The organism is Paractinoplanes deccanensis (genome assembly GCF_016862115.1).
GTDB classification, from domain to species: Bacteria; Actinomycetota; Actinomycetes; order Mycobacteriales; family Micromonosporaceae; genus Actinoplanes; species Actinoplanes deccanensis.
This window is the reverse complement of record NZ_BOMI01000006.1, coordinates 24,731-42,854: the sequence shown is the minus strand read 5'-3', so window position 1 is coordinate 42,854 and position 18,124 is coordinate 24,731. Positions and strand designations below refer to the sequence as shown.

Here is an 18,124-nt window from a genome sequence, read left to right as displayed (position 1 = left end):
GATCACGTGGTCTCCACCGTCGTGAATAACTCTCACCGACTTAATCGTCTCCTAAGAATTCGCTAATCGGAGGTTGAAGAAAATGCTTACCACTCGGAATTCGCGGCGACCGTCGCGGTTGCTGGTGGGCATTTCGGCGGCGATTCTGGCCTTCCTGATCGCCCCCGTCACCCCGGCCCGCGCCGCCGGTGGTGACGGCGTCCCGGTGCCGGGGCCGTCCGGCCTGCCCGACAAGGGCTACGGCGCGGTCTCGGCGGCGGACAAGGACTTCGTCATCAAGGTCCGTCTCGCCGGCCTCTGGGAGATCCCGGCCGGCAACATGGCCCAGCAGAAGTCGAACGATCCGCGCATCGTCGCGATCGGCAAGGCCATCGCGGCGCAGCACGTGACGCTCGACGCCCTCGACCGCGCGGCGGCCAAGAAGCTCGGCATCGACCTGCCCAACCAGCCGAACAGCGACCAGCAGTTCTGGTTGACGGAGATGCGTGAGGCCAACGCCACGCAGTTCGACCAGATCTTCATCGACCGGCTCCGCGCCGCGCACGGCAAGATCTTCCCGGCGATCGCGACGATCCGCTCCTCGACGCGCAACGACACCGTGCGCAAGCTCGCCCAGGCGACCAATCAGTTCGTCATGACCCACATGACGCTCCTGGAGAGCAGCGGGATCGTCGACTACGGCTCGCTGCCCACAGCTCCCGCCCCCGCGAACGCCGGCAAGGGGCCGGTTCCGGTGGACGGGCAGATGCTCCAAGCCGCCAGCACCAACAGCGGCGTACCAGGCGTCAACACCACCGTGATCCTCCTTGTCCTCGCCGTCGCCCTCGTGGCCGGCGTCATCACGACCATGCGCATCTTCCGGGCGCGGTAGCCCCAGCCGCCGTCCGAGTCGCGTAAGAGAAAGGTTCACCCATGCGAAGGTCCAAGTACCGGCGCGCCTCCAGGAGCAACAACTGGTTCAGCGGCAAGCGCCGGATCATCGCGGTGGCTGCCACGCTGGTCGCCTTCGGCGGCATCGTGACCGTCACTCAGGTCTCCAACGCGAGCACCGACCGGAACCAGCGCAAGGCGCTCAGCGCCTGTGACCGCATCCAGGCGCCACCGCGGTCGGAGCTCTCCACCAAGACGCGCAAGGGCACCTACACCACCAACAACGGCACGGTGACCCAGCACGCGGACGACGGTGCGGGCGAGACGGTGTCGGTCTCGACACTGCGTCAGCGGTGCCGCGACTGGGTGATGAACAACGTCGGCAACAACGAGGACGACGAGGCCACCACCCCGCCCACCTCGCCGGCGACCAACGAGCCCGCCGCCGGCGACCCCAGCGCGCCCGCGGAGGACCCGAGCGCGCCCGCCGGCGACCCGACCGAGAGCGCCCCCGCGGAGGAGGGCAACAACGGCGGCGAGAACGGCGGCGACCAGGGCCAGGGCGACAACGGCGGCGACCAGGGCCAGGGCGACAACGGCGGCGACCAGGGTGAGCAGCCCGCTCCGGACCCGACCGACACCACGCCGCCGCCCGGCGCCGGCCTCGGCATCCTGACCAACAGCTGCGACACCAGCCAGCTGACCCCGCACGACGGCTTCCAGAACGGCAACCGCTGCGTCTCCACCGAGTTCGGTGAGGTCGGCGAGGCCGCGAACAACCCGACCCTGCTGATCACGCAGGCGCCGCGCCAGGTCGCGCCGAACACCCCGTTCACGCTGACCGTCAGCACCCGCAACCTGATCCGTGACCGCTTCCTCGCGGCCGGCCAGGGTGGCTACTACGTGGAGAGCTCGGTCCTGCAGAACGGCCTGGTCCGCGGTCACTTCCACACCGCCTGCCGGATGCTGGAGAGCACCAACGCGGCGCCGGCGCCGGACCCGGTCCCCGCGTTCTTCGTGGCGACCGAGGACAGCCGGGGCGGCGCGACGCCGGACTCCGTGCAGATCCAGGTGCCCGGCCTGCCCAACAACGGCATCGCGCAGTGCGCCTCGTGGGCCGGTGACGGCTCGCACCGCATCCCGATGATGCAGCGGGCGAACCAGATCCCCGCGTACGACGCCGTGCGGATCACGGTCCGCAGCGGCCGGCGCTAACGAGCGAGGAGCGGCGCCGCGACGCCGGCGTTGAACCCGGCCGGGACCAGGTCACCGACATGGCCCACGTCCCGGCCGGGACCCCCCGTCACCGCCGGCTTGCCGTCCTTCCCCCTGATGGACGGTGCACGGCGACGTTCGCTCCATCGGCGATCCGGACCACTCGGGGGTCCGGTCGCCCTCCGATGGCCCTGACCGGGAGCGCGGTCAGGGCCATCGGCCCGTTCCGGGCAGTACAGTGTTGCCGGTGAGCTCCGAGGTGACCCGCCGGCTGACGCCTCCGCCGCGCTATCACTTCGGCGCCTCGGTCGGCCCGCTGCTGGTCCCCAAGCACGATCCGTGCGGCCGCTTCACCGGCACCGACTTCTGGATGGCCGCCCGCACCCCCGACGGGCCCGCGACGCTGCACCTGACGCGCGACCTCACCGCCACCGGCTACGGCCCCGGCGCGGAGTGGATCATCGATCGCGCCGACGCCGTCGCCGGCCTGCGTGACGACCTCGACGGCTTCGCCGAGCTCGCGGCGGCCCACCCGCTCGTCGCCCGCCTGGCCAAGACCTTCTCGGGGGTACGGATGCCGGCCACCGGCCTGGTGTTCCCGCGGGTGCTCCGCGCGATCCTGGAGCAGAAGGTCACCGGCAAGGAGGCCCACCGGTCGTACCGGGCGATCTGCCGGGCCCTCGGTGAGCCCGCGCCGGGCCCGGCCGATCTCGTGCTGCCACCCGATCCCGCGGCGATCGCCGCGATGTCGTACTGGGAGTTCCATCCCTTCGGCGTCGAGCAGCGCCGCACCCAGGCCCTGCTGCGCGCCGCGCTGGTGGCCGGCCGGCTGGAGCGCTGCGCCGACTCCGCCGAGGCGACCCGGCGGCTGGTCGCGCTGCCCGGCATCGGCCCGTGGACCGCCGCCGAGGTCGTCCGGGTGGCCTACGGCGACGCGGACGCGGTGAGCGTCGGTGACTTCCACATCCCCAACACGGTCGCCTGGGCGCTCGCCGGCGAGGCGCGCGGCACCGACGCGCGCATGCTGGAGCTGCTGGAGCCGTTCCGCGGCCATCGCGGCCGGGTCTGTGACCTGCTGGCGCACGGCGGGATAGGCGCGCCGAAGTTCGGTCCCCGAATGCCGATCCGGTCCTTCGCGCGCTTCTGACTCCTCTAAAATTGGGCAAATGGGCGAAATCGTCCTGGTGCTCGTGCTCGTCCTGGTCAACGCGGTCTTCTCCGGCAGCGAGATGGCCCTGGTCTCGCTGCGCGACAGCCAGCTGCAGCGGCTCGAGCGGCGCTCGCGCGGCGGGAAGGTGCTCGCCCGGCTCGCGCGCGACCCCAACCGGTTCCTCGCCACCATCCAGATCGGCATCACGCTCGCCGGCTTCCTCGCCTCGGCGACCGCGGCCGTGTCGCTCTCCGAGCCGCTCGTCGAGCCGCTCGGCTTCCTCGGCGGCGCCGCCGAGCCGGCCGCGATCTTCGTCGTGACGGTCCTGCTGACCTTCGTCACCCTGGTCGTCGGCGAGCTGGCGCCGAAGCGGATCGCCATGCAGCGCGCCGAGGGCTGGGCGCTGCTGGTGGCGACGCCGCTCGACGTCCTGTCGATGATCTCGCGGCCGGCGGTGTGGCTGCTGGGCGTGTCGACAGATCTTCTCGTACGCCTCGCCGGCAGCGATCCGTCCGCCCAGCGCGAGGAGGTCACGACCGAGGAGATCCGCGACATGGTCGCCTCGCGGCAGGACTTCTCGGCCGAGCAGCAGACGATCATCAGCGGCGCCTTCGAGATCGCCGACCGGGTGCTCCGGGAGATCCTGGTGCCCCGGCGCGACGTGCTGACCCTGCCGAGCGGCGCGTCCGCGCACGACGCGCTGCGGATGCTCATCGACGGCGGGCACTCGCGGGCGCCGGTGGTCGGCCCGGCCGGGCTGGACGACGTGATCGGCACGGTGCACCTGCGCGACCTGGTCGACGTCGGCGGCACCGTCGACGACCACTGCCGGCCCGGCGTCTTCCTCCCCGAGACGTTGCGGGTCTCCGACGCGCTCATGCAGCTGCGCGGCGAGCGGCGGCTGCTCGCCTTCGTGGTGGACGAGCGCGGCGCGATCGACGGCATCGTCACGATGGAGGACCTGGTCGAGGAGATCGTGGGGGAGATCTACGACGAGACCGACCGGGACGTGGCGCCCGTGGTCCGCGAGCCGGACGGCGCGCTGCTGATGCCCGGCTCGTTCCCGGTGCACGACCTGCCCGGGCTCGGGCTGCACGCCGCGGGCGACTACACGACGGTGGCCGGCATGGTGCTGGAGGCGCTCGGGCACATCCCGACCTGCCCGGGCGAGGTGGTGACGCTGCCCGGCCTCACCGCCGAGGTGACCGAGGTGACCGGGCGGGCGATCACCCGCGTGCGGATCCGTGCGACCGCTGCCGGTTGATCTCGTAGAGGACGACCGTGGCGGCGGTGGCGGCGTTCAGCGAGCTCGCCGCGCCGGTGATCGGGATGCGGACCAGCACGTCGGCGGCCTCGCGCCAGGCGGTGCTGAGCCCGGTCGTCTCGTTGCCGACGAGCACGACGGTGGGTCCGGTGAGGTCGTGGTCGGCGACGTCGACAGCGCCGTGCTCGTCGGTGCCGACGACCTGCACGGGCAGGCCGCCGGCGCGCAGCCGCGCGACCCACTCCAGCACCTCGGCGTGTCCCTCGGCGCGGATCACCGGCAGGGCGAAGAGCGAGCCGGTGCTGGCCCGGACCGACTTCGGGTCGTACGGGTCGGCGGCGTGCCCGGTGACCACGACGGCCGCCGCGCCGAACGCGTCCGCCGAGCGGATCAGGGTGCCGACGTTGCCCGGCGTCGAGGGCCTGTCGAACACGACGACGAGCAGGTGCGGATCGTCGGCGAGGGGCAGTTCCGGGACGTCGGGGACGGCCACGACGGCGATCAGCTCGGCGGACTCCTTGTCGGCCAGCTCGGTGAACAGCTCGGGGGCCATGGCGACCGGGCGGGCGCCGGAGCGGTCGAGGATCGAGCGAGCCCACGCCGACAGCGAGTGGTCGTCCGGGTAGATCACCGAGCGGACGTCCCAGCCGTGGTCGACCGCGAGCGAGATGGGGCGCACCCCGTGCACGAGGAACTCCCCGGCGCGGTGCCGCTTCGCCCGGTTGGTGAGCAGGGCCTGCCACTGCTGGAAGGAGGCATTCCGGGTAGTTACGCGCACGGCCGTCGACCCTACCCAACCCCACACACGCGGGTCACAATCGCTAGGCGAGGAGGTGTCCGCCATGCAAACTGACGGCGTGGCTTTCACCCTGACGATCGACTGCGGAGGCGGCGGCATCAAGGGGTCCGTCCTCGACGAGGCGGGCACGATGCGGGCGCAGCCGTTGCGTGTCCCGACGCCGTACCCGCTGCCTCCCGACCTTTTCGTGAAGACGCTGGTGCAGCTCGGCGAGCGGCTGCCCAGCGCCGACCGGGTCACCGTGGGCATGCCGGGCATGCTGCGGCACGGCGTGGTGGTGGCGACGCCGCACTACGTGACGCGCAGCGGTCCCCGTACCAAGGTCGATCCCGATCTGGTGGAGGCCTGGAGCGGCTTCGACGCGCGCACGGCGCTGGCCGAGGCGTTCGGCATGCCCACGCTGGTGCTCAACGACGCCGAGGTGCACGGCGCCGGCGTGGTCGCGGGCACCGGCTGCGAGCTGGTGCTGACCCTCGGCACGGGGCTGGGCTGCGCCCTTTTCGACGGTGGCGCGCTCGCCCCGCACCTGGAGATGTCGCAGGCGCCGGTGCGGTGGGGCATGTCCTACGACACCTACATCGGCGAGCACGAGCGCCGCCGGCTGGGCGACGCGCTCTGGTCGCGGCGGGTGCGCAACGTCGTCGAGGGGCTGCGGCCGGTCTTCCTCTGGGACCGGGTCTATCTGGGCGGCGGCAACTCCCGCCTCATCACCCCCACCCAGCTGGCGCGCATGGGCGACGACGTCGTGGTGGTGCCCAACACGGCCGGCATCGTCGGGGGAGTGCGAGCCTGGACGTTGGGTACCGTTCGTTGACATGCGGCCCGCTGCGCTACTGCTCGACTTCGGGGGCGTCCTGGCGGACGCGCCACCGCAGCGCAGCGCTCCGCCCGGGCTCGTCCTGCGCATCTTCAACCTGACGAAGGGCGCCCTGCCACCCGGGGAGATCCAGCGGTCGCTCACCGAGGGCGCCGCCGCGTGGGCGGCCTGGCGCGACGAGGACTGGCCCGACGAGCTGAGCCAGGCCGAGGTCTTCGAGCGGTTCATCCTGCCGGGGTGGCCGCCGGCGGCCCAGGTGCCGGTGCGCGGGGCGGTGCGCAAGCTCGCCTACGAGTGGGCCTGGCGGGACACCTGGGCGCTGCGGCCGGGCATCCCCGAGATGCTGGAGGCCGCGGCGGCGGCCGGGATCCCGCTGGCGGTGGTCAGCAACACGCTGTCGGGCGCCGCGCACCGCGACTTCCTGGACAAGGCGGGCATCGGCGGCTACTTCGCGGCGCAGATCTACAGCGACGAGGCCGGCGTGCGCAAACCCAACCCGCAGATGATCTGGTACGCGACCGACGCGCTCGGCGTGCCGCCCGAGGAGGCGTGGTACGTGGGCGACACCCCGCGCCGCGACATCCAGTGCTGCCGCCGCGCCGGCGTCGGCCGGGCCATTCTCATGCCGTCGCCGCGCACCAGCGCGGAACCGGGCGGTCCCAGCCCGGACGACGTGGTCGAGGACGGCTACGGCCTGCTCAAGCTCCTGCGGTGAGCAGCTGCCACACGGTCGTGTGCCGCACCGGCACGCTCTCCAGCGAGACCGGCACGGGCACGTCGTAGGACGCCCTCCTGACGAGGCCCTCGGACGGCAGGTACGCCCGGCCGGGGTCGCCGATCAGCACGAGGCTGCCGCGGCCCGCCGCCCGGCGCAGGAACGGCAGCACCCGGGCGGCCATCTCGCGGCTGTAGAAGACGTCGCCGGCCAGGACCACGCCGTACGGGTCGTCGGTGTCCAGCAGGTCGGCCTCGACGGTCCGCACCTCGACCCCGTTGGCCGCCGCGTTCGCCTCGGCCGCGGCCAGCGAGTACGGGTCGACGTCGTTGGCGGTCACCGGACGGGCGCCCGCCTTCGCCGCCGCCACGGCCACCAGCCCGGAGCCGGTGGCCAGGTCGAGCACGCTGCGCCCCGCCACCAGGCCGGGGTCGTCGAGCACGTGCCGGGCCAGCGCCTGCCCGCCGGCCCAGGCGAACGCCCAGAACGGCGGTGGCTGCTCGCCGCCCGACTCCTCCGTCTTCTCCCAGAGGGCGATCGGCTCCTCCGCCTGGTAGAGTGTGATCTCGGGGACGAACGGGACCGGTGCCGGGGCGGTGTTGCCGCGGATGAACTCGAGGAGCACACCACGATTGTGCCGGTTTCGCTCAGGTGGCCCCGTGCCGGGCCGATCAGGCAGCCCGCAGAACCGTCGGTGCGAGTGGAGGCTGGGACAGGATGCCGGCACGCTGGGCCGCCGCCTTCGGTGGCTGGATGGCGCTGATCGCCGTCCTGTTCGTGCTGGTGCCCGCCGAGGCGCAGAGCGTCCTGCGCCTGGTCGCCGGGCTCTCCGCGGTCGCGGCGATCGCGCACGGCGTACGGCTGCGGCAGCCCGCCGACCGCATGCCCTGGCGCCTGCTCGGGCTAGCCGTCGCGCTCTCCGCCGCCGGCACGGCCGTCTGCACCGCGCCCGAGCTCGTTCCCGGCCTGCGCGCCGCGGGCGCCGTGCTCGCGCTCGTCGGCTATCCGGTCCTTGCCGGCGTGCTGCTCGTGCTGATCCGCCGCCGCACGGGCGGGCTGCGCGACCGGGCGGCGCTGCTCGACTCGCTCACGCTCACCTCCGGCGTCGCCCTGCTCGCCTGGAGCTTCGTCCTCGGTCCCGACCTGCACGCCGACCACGGCTGGACGGCGGTCGTCCTCTCCGTGGCCGACCTGCTGCTGCTCGGCCTGCTGACCCGGCTGCTCGCCGCGGGCCGTCCCGTCACCGCCGGGCGGATCCTCGGGGCGGGGCTCTTCGTCATGCTGGTCGCCGACGTCGGCTACCAGCTGGCCTTCGACATGAGCGCGGCCGGCCTGGGCCGTTTCGCCCTCTACGCCGGCGCCGGCCTCGCCGCCCTGCACCCGTCGATGATCGAGCTGAGCCGGCCGGTCGCGGCCGCCGAGACCGAGCTGACCCGCCCGCGGCTGGCATTGCTCGGGCTGGCGTCGATGACCGCGCCGGCCGTGCTGCTGGTCCGGATGTTCCGCGACGGCGAGGTGCCCGACCTGACCGTTGTCGCGGTCCTCAGCGCCGTCACGTTCCTGCTCGTGCTGCTCCGCCTGGCGGGCATCATGGCGAGCCACCGGCTGGCGCTGGCCCGGGAGCGGGCGCTGCGCCGGGCCTCCGCGGCCCTGGTGTCGGCGAACACGGCCGACGAGGTCAACGCCGCCGTGCGGACCGCGGTGGCCGAGCTGCTGCCCGCGGACACGCCGCACGGCGTGGTGCTGGCGATGGCGGTCACCGAGGAGGGTGCGCTGCGGGCCGAGGCGGCCGGCGACCGGGCCGGCGGCACGTCGGCCCGGATGGTGGCGACCGGCGACCTCGACTGGGCGGTAGCGGTGCGGCTCTCCCCGCACGGCATGGCGCTGCGCTGCCCGATGGTGCTGCGCGACCGGCCGGCCGGTGACTCGCTGGTCGGCGTGCTGCACGTCGGCGCGCCCACCCCGCGGCTGCCCGGCCTGCTGCGCGCGGTCGAGGTGCTGGCCGGGCAGGCCGCGCTCGCCCTGGAGCGGATCGAGCTCAGCCGGGAGGTGATCCGCCGCAACAGCGAGACCTACTTCCGCACCCTGGTGCAGAACACCTCCGACGTCATCCTCATCGTCGACGAGCACGACCGCATCCTGTACGCGAGCCCGTCCGCGGCGACGGTCCTCGGCCGCGACCCGAGCGGCGCCCCGCTGCCCAGCGTCATCCACCCCGGCGACCGGGGCCGGCTCGCCGAGGTGCTCGCCGCGGTCCGGGCCGGCGACGCGATGCAGGAGGGGCTCGACTTCCGGGCGGTGGGCAACCGCCGTACCCCCGTCCTGCTCGAGATGCAGGGGCAGGACCTGCGCGCCGACCCGACCGTCGCCGCGCTGGTGGTGACCCTGCGCGACGTGACCGAGCGCCGCCGGCTCGAACAGGAGCTGATCCACCAGGCGTTCCACGACTCGATGACCGGCCTCGCCAACCGGGTGCTCTTCCACGACCGGCTCGGGCACGCGCTGCACCGCGGCGCCCGCGACGGCTCGGTCGTCGGCGTGCTCTTCATCGACCTGGACGACTTCAAAAAGGTCAACGACACCCTGGGCCACGCGGCCGGCGACCAGCTGCTGATCACGGTCGCCCACCGGATCGCCGGTGCGCTGCGCGCCGACGACACGGCCGCGCGGCTCGGCGGCGACGAGTTCGCCGCGCTGGTGGAGAACGTCCAGGACCCGGGGGCGGTGGAGGAGACCGCCCAGCGGATCCTCGCGGCCCTCGCCGAGCCGGTGCCGCTCGACGACGGCACGAGCATCATGGCGGTGGCGAGCATCGGCATCACCACCACGCCCGAGGCGGGGACCGCCGACGAGCTGCTGCGCCAGGCCGACCTGGCCCTCTACGTGGCGAAGGGGGCCGGCAAGAACCAGTGGCGCCGCTACCGGGCCGACCTGCACGGCGCGATGGTGGAGCGCCTCGAGCTGCGCTCGGCCCTCGACCACGCGGCGCGGGAGGGACTGTTCCTGCTGGCGTACCAGCCGATCGTCGATCTCGGCACGGACGAGCCGGTCGGCTACGAGGCCCTGGTGCGCTGGCACCACCCGAGCCGCGGCGTGGTCCAGCCGGCCGAGTTCATCGAGGTGGCGGAGGAGAGCGGCCTGATCGTGCCGATGGGCCGCTGGGTGCTGGAGCAGGCGCTGCACACGGTCGGGCAGTGGCGGCGCATCCTGCCACGGTCGCGCCAGCCGTACGTGAGTGTGAACGTCTCCGTGCGCCAGTTCCGCGAGGCCGGCTTCGTCGACGAGATCAAGCGGGCGCTGGCCCGGGCCGGCGTGCCGCCGCACGCGCTCATGCTGGAGCTGGACGAGACCGCGCTGGCGCCGGAGCACGAGGCCGTCTGGGAGCACCTGGCCGACCTGCGCGAGCACGGCGTACGGATCGCGATCGACTACTTCGGGCCCGGCCTCGACGGCCGCCCCCTCGACGTCGTGAAGATCGACAAGTCGGCGATCGACGACATCGCCCAGAGCCAGGACCAGCTGGCCCGGGTGCAGCAGATGGTGGCGCTGTCGCGGCAGTACGGCCTGACGGTGATCGCCGAGGGCATCGAGAGCACGACCCACCGCGACCTGCTCGCCTGGCTGGGCTGCCCACTGGGCCAGGGCTACCTGTTCTCCAGCCCGGTCGACGGCACCGAGGCGCTGAGCCAGATGACCAAGCGGCTCCCGTTGATCGCCTAGTGCGGCCGCCACATATGATCCCGCGTCATGCAACCCGCTAACGGCACCGTGCCGGCCGCCCTCGCCAAGATCGCCCCCTGGCCGGCGGTGGTCGTCGCGTACGCGATCTTCGCGCAACAGGTGTGGCGCATCGCCGTGACGTTCTGGGCGCTCGACAACAACCTGATCGTCGACGCGGTGCGCAACCTCCAGACCGGCCACTCGCCGTACGAGTCGAAGCGGTTCCTCTACCCGCCGTCGAGCATCCCGTTCGCGCTGGTGCAGACGCCGTTCACGGACCACACCCTGATGCGGACCATCCCGTACGTGCTCGCGGTGGGCGTCCTCGTGGCCTGGTGGGCGGCGCTCAAGACGTTCGGCTTCTCCATGCGCTCCTGGCTCGGGATCGCCGGCGTGGCGATCGTGGCCGTCTTCGAGCCGGTCAACCTGGTGCTGGTCAACGCCAACTGGACGGCCATCGTGGCGGCCCTCATGTCGGTGGCCCTGCTGCTGATGAGCCGCAACAGGTGGCTGCTCGCCGGCGTCGCCGTGGGCGTCTCCATCGCGATCAAGCCGATGCTCGTCCCGCTCGGCCTGGTCTTCCTGCTGGCCCGCCGCTGGGGCGGCTTCGCGGCCGCCGCCGGCATCCCCGTCGTGCTCAGCGGGATCGTGATGGCGTTGCTGCCCGACCCCGGCCTGTTCTTCACCAAGACGGTGCCGTTCCTGCTCAACGGCCAGGACGACTTCTCCAAGCCGTACGACTCCTCGCTGATCGCCGTCCTGCCCCGCATCGGCATCGACGGCCCGGTGGTCACCGTCCTGCGCGCCGTGGTCCTGATCGTGGCCATCACGGTGGCCGTGCTCCGCTGGCGCCAGGGCGGCGAGGAGCGCCTGCGCATCGTGGAGACGTCGTCGGCCCTGCTGCTCGGCACGTTCCTGGTGCTCAGCCCGGCGTTCATGTACTACCCGCTGCTGGTCATCCCGATGCTGGTGGCGAGCATCGCCGTGCCGGGGTCGATCGCCCGTTCGCTCTGGTTCTGGCTGGCGTCGCTGCTGCTGATAGCCACCGTCGTCCGGATCTACGGCCTCGACTTCCCGACCCGCAAGCCCGCCCTCCGCGAGTCGTTCAAGGGCACCGCCTGGATCACCATTGCCGGCCTCATGCTCGTGATCAAGGTCGTCGCCGGCCTGCGCAAACCGCCGCCGTCTCCGGCACCGCGCGGCCTGGACGACGATCGCCGCCCGGAGCCCGCCGTCGCCGCCTGAACGACAATGTGCGCATATGGTGACTAACCGGTCTTGCGTTCCAGGAGGATGACGACCAGCAGATCGCTCTGCCAGCGGCCGGCGGTTTTGTAGGCCCTGTTGATGCGTGTCCTCTTCGCCGGGTTCATGTCCTGCAGGGGGTCGGTGGGGTTGTCCATGCGGATGACCCAGATGCGCGGCGGGTTGCCGAGGCAGGCGGCGCCGGGGCATTCGGTGGCCAGGAACTTGCCGTCGTGGCGTTGCGGGGTCTGGGCCAGCACGTCGGGTGGGCGTGGGGTGGGCAGGTAGAGCTGGTAGATGTCGCGGGCGGCCCACGGGATGCTGCGGTGGGTGTCGGGGAAGACGGCGACGTCGCCGGGCTGGTAGCGGGGGGTGATGACGGCGGCGATGTTCTTGGAGTCCTGGCCGTGGCCGTCGGGCCGGCGCAGGGTGAGGTCGGTGGGCCAGGCGAGCAGGGCGGCCAGGGCCACGGCGAGCCAGGCGCGGGCGGTGCCGAAGCGGATCGCGGCGGTGGCGGCGAGCACGGCGATCGCCGGCAGGCAGAACAGGACGTAGCGGGCGACCCAGATGGGGATGAGGGTGCCGGCGCCGAGCAGGAGCGCGATGGGGGCCAGGGCGGTGGCGGCGATGGCGACCATGGGCGGCTCGGGGCGTACCGCGATCAGGGCGAGCACGAGCAGCAGGCCGCCGACGGCGGCGGAGCCGAACACGGTGGCGGGGAAGTTTTGCAGGGTGGTCAGGTCGACCAGGCGGATCCAGGAGACCTGGGCGGTCTGGCCGGACGCCCACCAGGCCAGGGCGAGCGCGGGAAGCGCGCCCACGACGGCCGCGGCCAGCCAGCGCAGGGTGGTGGGCCAGCCGTCGGTCTTCTTCGTGGCGTGCAGCCAGGCCACCGCCACGAAGTGCGCGGCGAGCAGGAACAGCCCGCTGAGCGGATGGAAGAGGCCGGCCAGCGCGGTGGTGGCCGCGTAGGCGGTCAGGCGTGGCACCGAGGGCTGCTCGAGGAGGCGGATCAGGCCGAGGACGGCGAGCGCGGCGAAGAGCGTCACCAGCGCGTACGGCCGTGCCTCCTGCGCGTAGCGGGACGTGGCCGGCATGACGGCGAACAGCAGCGCCGCCACGCAGCCGGCGGCCGGGCCGGCGACGCGCTTGCCGATGGCGTGGACCACCACGGTGGTCAGGACGAAAGCGATCACTCCGGGCAGGCGCAGCGCGGCGGTCGAGGTGCCGGCGATCGCGGCGTACGCCTTCATCGCGGCGTAGTAGGGCGCCAGCACCGCGTCGACCGTGCCGGACAGCTGCCACAGCTGTGACCAGGAGATGCGCACCGCGCCCCAGGTGGCGAGCTCGTCGGCCCACAGCGCGGGGGTGGTCAGGCGCCAGACGCCCAGCGCGAACGCGGTCACCAGCGGCAACGCCCACGCGACGATCGACAACGCCGGCGACGGGGCCCGGCGGGATCCGACGGCGGAGGGCGCCTCGCCGGTGACCGGCGTGCGCTGGCGGGGGATCTGTGAGCCCGCTTGGTGCGTGGGGGTGGCGCTGGCGGTGATCGGTGACGCTCCATGGCAGAAGGACCAGGGTTTGCATCATAGAGCGACGGCGATCGAGGCCCCTACCCGCCGAGGGGCTTTGGGACTAATAGGGGTTACCGGTGCCAGGGAGGCGCCCGCGCAGCAGGCCGCCGAGCCGGCCGGGCAGCGCGGGGTCGGCCGAGAGCGGCGGGCCGTCGCCGTGCGCCCGGTCGGCCATGCCGGCCACCAGCTCCTTGAGCGCGTCGACGGCGTCGCGGGTGGGGCGCCAGCCGAGCTCGGTCGCCGCGCGGTCGCACGACATCAGGGGCGCCTTCAGCGCCAGCCGCACCCAGCCCGCGTCGATCGGCTGGAGGCGCAGCCACCACGAGGCCGCGGCGGCGCCGGCCAGGGCGATGCCGGGGACGGGCAGGCGTACGCCGTGGAAGGCGCGCGCGGCGACCCGCGGATCGAGCACCGGGCCGGCCGCGATGTTGAAGGCGCCGTGCACGTCCGACAGGATCGCGCGGGCGTACGCGTCGGCCACGTCGTCGGCGTGCACCGCCTGCATCCGGAGGCCGGGGTGCGACGGCACCACGGGGATCCACTGCGGCCGCAGCAGCCGTGCCGGGAGCAGCGGGCCCACGAAGTAACGGCCGATCTCGGTGCCGACGGCCCGCTGGAAGATCAGCCCGGGGCGCAGCCGGACCACGCGCAGCGTCGGGTGCTCCGACTCGACGGCGTCGAGCATGCGCTCCACGAGCGCCTTGTGCCGGCTGTACGAGGACTCGAGCACCCCCGCGCGCGCCCAGTTCTCCCGGACGAAAGCGTCCTTGGGCCCCGGCGAGTAGACGCCCACCGAAGACGCGTGCACCAGCGCGCGCGCCCCCGACCGCAGCACCGCCCGGGCCACCGCGCGGCTGCCCAGCACGTTCGTCCGGTAGAGCAGGCGCTGGTCGTGGCTTGGCTGGATCTGCCAGGCCAGATGGACCACGGCGTCCGCTCCGGCGAAGACCTCGGTGAGGCGCTCGGTCGCGTCCTCCTGCCCGATGTCCACCGAGTGCCAGCTCGCCCCCGCGTACGCGCCGACGGGGTCGGGCAGGCGCCGGGCCACCCCGGCGACCTCGACATCGGACTCCGCGGCCAAACGGCGCAGGAGGGCTGTTCCGGCGTTGCCGGTGGCTCCGACGATGACGACTCGCATGGTCCTCGCGGTACCCGGGGCGTCGCGGTTGAACCACTTCGCCCGGGGTAGGAAGCGGGCACATGAACCTCGTCGTGAACGGCGTCGAGCACGACCTCGACGTGGACCCGCGGACCACCCTGCTGGACGCGCTGCGCGAGCATCTGGGCCTCACCGGCGCGAAGAAGGGCTGCGACCACGGCCAGTGCGGCGCCTGCACGGTGCTGCTGGACGGTCGCCGGGTGAACAGCTGCCTGATCCTGGCGATCGCCCAGCAGGACACCCCGATCACCACGATCGAGGGGGTCGACCATCCGGTGCAGCGCGAGTTCGCCGCCCACGACGGCTTCCAGTGCGGCTACTGCACGCCGGGGCAGATCTGCTCGGCGGTCGGCATGCTCGACGAGGTCTCGCGGGGCTGGCCCAGCGCGGTCAGCCGGGACGGCGCGGACCCGCTCAGCGACGCCGAGATCCGCGAGCGGATGAGCGGCAACCTGTGCCGCTGCGGGGCGTACGCGAACATGGTGCCCGCCATCCGGGAGGCGGCGGCGCAGTGAAGACCTTCACCTACCGTACGGCCACCGATGTCTCGGGCGGGCTGGAGCCGGGCGCGGCGTTCCTGGCCGGCGGCACCAACCTGGTCGACCTGATGAAGCTCGGCGTGGCCACCCCGGACGCGCTGGTCGACGTGACCCGGCTCGGCCTCGACGAGGTCACCGAGCTGCCGGAGGGCGGCCTGCGGATCGGCGCCGGCGTGCGCAACAGCGACCTGGCCGCCCACCCGCTGGTGCGCCGCGACTACCCGGTGCTCAGCCAGGCGCTGCTGGCCGGCGCCTCGGGCCAGCTGCGCAACATGGCCACCACCGGCGGCAACCTGCTCCAGCGCACCCGGTGCCGCTATTTCATGGACGCGGCCAAGCCGTGCAACAAGCACGCGCCCGGCTCCGGCTGCCCGGCCCGCGAGGGCGACCACCGCAACCTCGCGATCCTGGGCGCCTCGGAGCACTGCGTGGCGACCCACCCGTCGGACATGGCGGTCGCCCTGGTGGCGCTCGACGCGGTGGTCAACACCTCGGAGCGGAGCATCCCGCTGCGCGAGCTGCATCGGCTGCCCGGCGACGACCCGGCGCGGGACACGGTGCTGCGCCACGGCGAGCTGATCACGTCGGTCGACGTACCGCCGCTGGGCCTGCCGTCGGCGTACCGCAAGGTGCGCGACCGGGCCTCGTACGCCTTCGCCGTGGCCTCGGTCGCGGCAGCCGCGCGAGTCGCGGACGGGAGGGTGATCGACGTACGCCTCGCGTTCGGCGCGGTCGCGCACAAGCCGTGGCGTGCCCTGATCGCCGAGGAGGCGCTGCGCGGGAAGCCCGCGACGAAGGAGTCGTTTCTCGCCGCGGCCGACGCGGAGCTGGCGGCGGCCGAGCCGCTGCGGGACAACGCCTTCAAGCTCCCCCTGATCCGCAACGTGGTTGCCGCCGTGCTGGAAGGGCTGACGTCATGACCACCACCACGCAGCGCGCCGTCGGGCAGCCGCTGGAGCGCCTCGAAGCGCCGGAGAAGGTCACCGGGGCCGCGAAGTACGCCGCCGAGTATCCGGCCGGTGACGATCTCGCGTACGCCTGGGTGGTGCAGTCGCCCGTGCCGAAGGGCCGGCTCGACGACGTACGGGTGGATCCGCTCGTGGAGGCCGACGACGTGATCGCCGTGCTGTGGCACGGCAACGCGCCCCGGATCGAGGAGGCGTCCGACCCGGAGCTGGCCGTGCTCCAGTCCGGCCGGATCAGCTATCGCGGGCAGGCCGTCGCGCTGGTCGTCGCCCGTACCTTCGAAGCCGCCCGCCGCGCCGCGCACGAGGTGGTCCTCGAGATCGACGCCGAGCCGCACGACGCGGTCCTGCGCGCGGATCATCCCGGGCTCTACACGCCGAGAAGGTGAACCCGGCCTTCCCGGCGGAGACCTCGTCGGGCGACGTGGCCGCGGCCCTGGCGGAGGCGCCGGTGTCGGTCGACGTCACCTATACGACCCCGGCGCTGCACAACAACCCGATGGAGCCGCACGCGACCATCGCGCTCTGGTCCGGCGACGGCGACCTCGTGCTGTACGACTCCAACCAGCACCCGGCCGGCGTCGCGGCCACTGTCGGCGAGCTCTTCGGCCTCCCGCCCGAGCGGGTGCACGTCGTCACCGAGCACGTCGGCGGCGGCTTCGGCTCCAAGGGCACGGCCCGGCCGAACGCGGTGCTCGCCGCGATGGCCGCCAAGGTGACCGGCCGCCCGGTGAAGCTGGCGCTGCCCCGGCAGGCGCTGTTCAGCATGGTCGGCCACCGCACGCCGACGATCCAGCGGGTCCGGCTCGGCGCCACGGCCGAGGGCGTGCTCACGGCGACCGACCACGAGGCGCTGTCGCAGAGCTCGCGGCTGTTCGAGTTCGCCGAGCAGACCGCGGTGTCGACCCGGCACATGTACGCGGCGCCGAACCGGCGTACCACCCATCGCCTCGCCCGTCTCGACATGCCGACGCCCCGGTGGATGCGCGCGCCCGGCGAGGCGCCCGGCATGGTGGCGTTGGAGTGCGCGATGGACGAGCTGGCGCACGCCTGCGGCATCGACCCGATCGAGCTGCGCGTGCGCAACGAGCCGTCCGCCGACCCCGACTCGGGCAAGCCGTTCACGTCGCGCCACTACGTCGAATGCCTGCGCCGGGGTGCCGAACGCTTCGGCTGGCGGGGCCGCGACCCCCGGCCCCGGCAGCGCCGCGAGGGCGACTGGTGGATCGGCACGGGCGTGGCCGGCGCGACCTACCCGACCATGGCGCAGCCCTCGACGGCGCGGGTGCGCGACCACGGCTCCCACTTCGAGGTCGCGATCGCGGCGGCGGACATCGGCACCGGCGCCCGCACGATCCTCACCCAGATCGCCGCCGACGAGCTCGGCGTGCCGGTCTCCCGGGTGCGCATCCGCATCGGCGACAGCACGCTGCCGCGCGCGTCGGTGGCCGGCGGCTCCTCCGGCAGCGCCTCGTGGGGATGGGCGGTCACCGGAGCCTGCCGGGAGATGCGCGAGAACGGCGGGACCGAGGCCGTCTTCGACAGCTCCGAGATCGTCTCCGCTCAGGAGAAGGAGGGCAAACACGCCTTCGGCGCCCACTTCGCGGAGGTACGCGTCGACGCCGTCACCGGCGAGGTGCGGGTGTCGCGGCTGTTCGGCATGTACGCGTGCGGCCGCATCCTGAACCCGCGGACGGCCCGCAGCCAGTTCCTCGGCGGCATGGTGATGGGGATGGGCATGGCCCTGCACGAGGAGGGGGTGCTGGACCCGGCGATGGGCGAATGGATCAACCACGACCTGGCGGAATACCACATCCCGGCGCACGCCGACGTCGAGTCGATCGAGGCGGAGTGGCTCGACGAGGAGGATCCCTCGGTCAACCCGATGGGCAGCAAGGGGATCGGCGAGATCGGCATCGTGGGGTCGCCGGCGGCGATCCTGAACGCGGTCTGGCATGCCACGGGGGTGCGGGTGCGGGATCTGCCGGCGCGGTTGGACAAGATCCTGCCCGGCCTATGATCGTTTTTGGACTCTTTGGAATTGGACGAACCGCCCCGGCACCGGAGAATCGGCGACGAGGCGGCTCGG

The 18,124-nt window shown here is 73.1% G+C and carries 16 protein-coding genes; 12 read left to right on the top strand and 4 right to left on the bottom strand.

Annotation, left to right across the window (positions count from 1 at the left end; genetic code table 11):
• Nucleotides 1-82 precede the first annotated feature (82 nt).
• From Ade02nite_RS02315 to Ade02nite_RS02300, 4 genes are all read left to right on the top strand, one after another.
• The gene (locus Ade02nite_RS02315) at nt 83-871 is read left to right on the top strand and encodes a DUF4142 domain-containing protein (protein WP_203759793.1); all 789 of its coding nucleotides are present in this window, start codon (nt 83-85) and stop codon (nt 869-871) included.
• A 41-nt stretch (nt 872-912) separates the two neighbouring features.
• On the top strand, nt 913-2,085 hold the full coding sequence (locus Ade02nite_RS02310; RefSeq protein ID WP_203759792.1) for a Pecanex-like protein 1: 1,173 nt from the start codon (nt 913-915) through the stop codon (nt 2,083-2,085).
• 241 nt (nt 2,086-2,326) lie between these two features.
• Complete coding sequence (locus tag Ade02nite_RS02305) at nt 2,327-3,232, top strand: DNA-3-methyladenine glycosylase family protein (protein WP_379035208.1); 906 nt, start codon at nt 2,327-2,329, stop codon at nt 3,230-3,232.
• A 19-nt stretch (nt 3,233-3,251) separates the two neighbouring features.
• Nucleotides 3,252-4,499 carry a hemolysin family protein gene (locus Ade02nite_RS02300; protein WP_203759791.1) on the top strand — a complete coding sequence of 416 codons (1,248 nt, stop codon included), beginning with the start codon at nt 3,252-3,254 and terminating at the stop codon, nt 4,497-4,499.
• Here Ade02nite_RS02300 and Ade02nite_RS02295 read toward each other — a convergent pair.
• Nucleotides 4,462-5,277, bottom strand: a complete 816-nt coding sequence (locus tag Ade02nite_RS02295; RefSeq protein WP_239168465.1) for an RNA methyltransferase — start codon at nt 5,275-5,277, stop codon at nt 4,462-4,464. The genes Ade02nite_RS02300 and Ade02nite_RS02295 overlap by 38 nt on opposite strands.
• 79 nt (nt 5,278-5,356) lie before the next feature.
• Here Ade02nite_RS02295 and Ade02nite_RS02290 point away from each other — a divergent pair, with 79 nt between their 5' ends.
• Together Ade02nite_RS02290 and Ade02nite_RS02285 are read left to right on the top strand one after the other, a co-directional pair.
• Nucleotides 5,357-6,112, top strand: a complete 756-nt coding sequence (locus Ade02nite_RS02290; RefSeq protein WP_203759789.1) for an ROK family protein — start codon at nt 5,357-5,359, stop codon at nt 6,110-6,112.
• Between the two features lies 1 nt (nt 6,113).
• Nucleotides 6,114-6,830: an HAD family hydrolase gene (locus Ade02nite_RS02285; RefSeq protein WP_203759788.1), complete on the top strand. Its 717-nt coding sequence runs from the start codon at nt 6,114-6,116 to the stop codon at nt 6,828-6,830.
• Here the strand turns inward: Ade02nite_RS02285 and Ade02nite_RS02280 are convergent.
• Nucleotides 6,814-7,455, bottom strand: a complete 642-nt coding sequence (locus Ade02nite_RS02280) for a class I SAM-dependent methyltransferase (RefSeq protein ID WP_203759787.1) — start codon at nt 7,453-7,455, stop codon at nt 6,814-6,816. The genes Ade02nite_RS02285 and Ade02nite_RS02280 overlap by 17 nt on opposite strands.
• Nucleotides 7,456-7,547: 92 nt before the next feature.
• Here Ade02nite_RS02280 and Ade02nite_RS02275 point away from each other — a divergent pair, with 92 nt between their 5' ends.
• A complete protein-coding gene (locus Ade02nite_RS02275) occupies nt 7,548-10,550 on the top strand; it encodes a putative bifunctional diguanylate cyclase/phosphodiesterase (protein ID WP_203759786.1) in 3,003 nt (1,000 codons plus the stop codon).
• Nucleotides 10,551-10,577: 27 nt separating this feature from the next.
• Complete coding sequence (locus Ade02nite_RS02270; protein WP_203759785.1) at nt 10,578-11,795, top strand: glycosyltransferase family 87 protein; 1,218 nt, start codon at nt 10,578-10,580, stop codon at nt 11,793-11,795.
• A 23-nt stretch (nt 11,796-11,818) separates the two neighbouring features.
• Here the strand turns inward: Ade02nite_RS02270 and Ade02nite_RS02265 are convergent, their stop codons facing one another.
• Together Ade02nite_RS02265 and Ade02nite_RS02260 are read right to left on the bottom strand one after the other, a co-directional pair.
• Nucleotides 11,819-13,231 (bottom strand): glycosyltransferase family 39 protein, encoded by a 1,413-nt coding sequence (locus Ade02nite_RS02265; protein ID WP_203759784.1) that lies wholly within the window; start codon nt 13,229-13,231, stop codon nt 11,819-11,821.
• A 202-nt stretch (nt 13,232-13,433) separates the two neighbouring features.
• Complete coding sequence (locus Ade02nite_RS02260; protein ID WP_203759783.1) at nt 13,434-14,510, bottom strand: NAD-dependent epimerase/dehydratase family protein; 1,077 nt, start codon at nt 14,508-14,510, stop codon at nt 13,434-13,436.
• A gap of 62 nt (nt 14,511-14,572) precedes the next feature.
• On the opposite strand from Ade02nite_RS02260, the gene Ade02nite_RS02255 reads away from it, so the two are divergent.
• The 4 genes from Ade02nite_RS02255 to Ade02nite_RS02245 are packed head-to-tail and all read left to right on the top strand — an operon-like array spanning nt 14,573 to nt 18,055.
• A complete protein-coding gene (locus Ade02nite_RS02255) occupies nt 14,573-15,046 on the top strand; it encodes a 2Fe-2S iron-sulfur cluster-binding protein (RefSeq protein WP_203759782.1) in 474 nt (157 codons plus the stop codon).
• Nucleotides 15,043-15,990, top strand: coding sequence for an FAD binding domain-containing protein (locus Ade02nite_RS02250; RefSeq protein WP_203759781.1), 948 nt, complete (start codon nt 15,043-15,045; stop codon nt 15,988-15,990). Before Ade02nite_RS02255 ends, Ade02nite_RS02250 begins: the two co-directional genes overlap by 4 nt.
• Entirely contained in the window at nt 15,987-16,424 is a 438-nt protein-coding gene (locus tag Ade02nite_RS48995; RefSeq protein WP_239168464.1) for a hypothetical protein, read from the top strand. The genes Ade02nite_RS02250 and Ade02nite_RS48995 overlap by 4 nt, the downstream gene beginning before the upstream one ends.
• A complete protein-coding gene (locus tag Ade02nite_RS02245; RefSeq protein WP_239168463.1) occupies nt 16,421-18,055 on the top strand; it encodes a xanthine dehydrogenase family protein molybdopterin-binding subunit in 1,635 nt (544 codons plus the stop codon). Before Ade02nite_RS48995 ends, Ade02nite_RS02245 begins: the two co-directional genes overlap by 4 nt.
• The last annotated feature ends 69 nt before the right edge of the window (nt 18,056-18,124 follow it).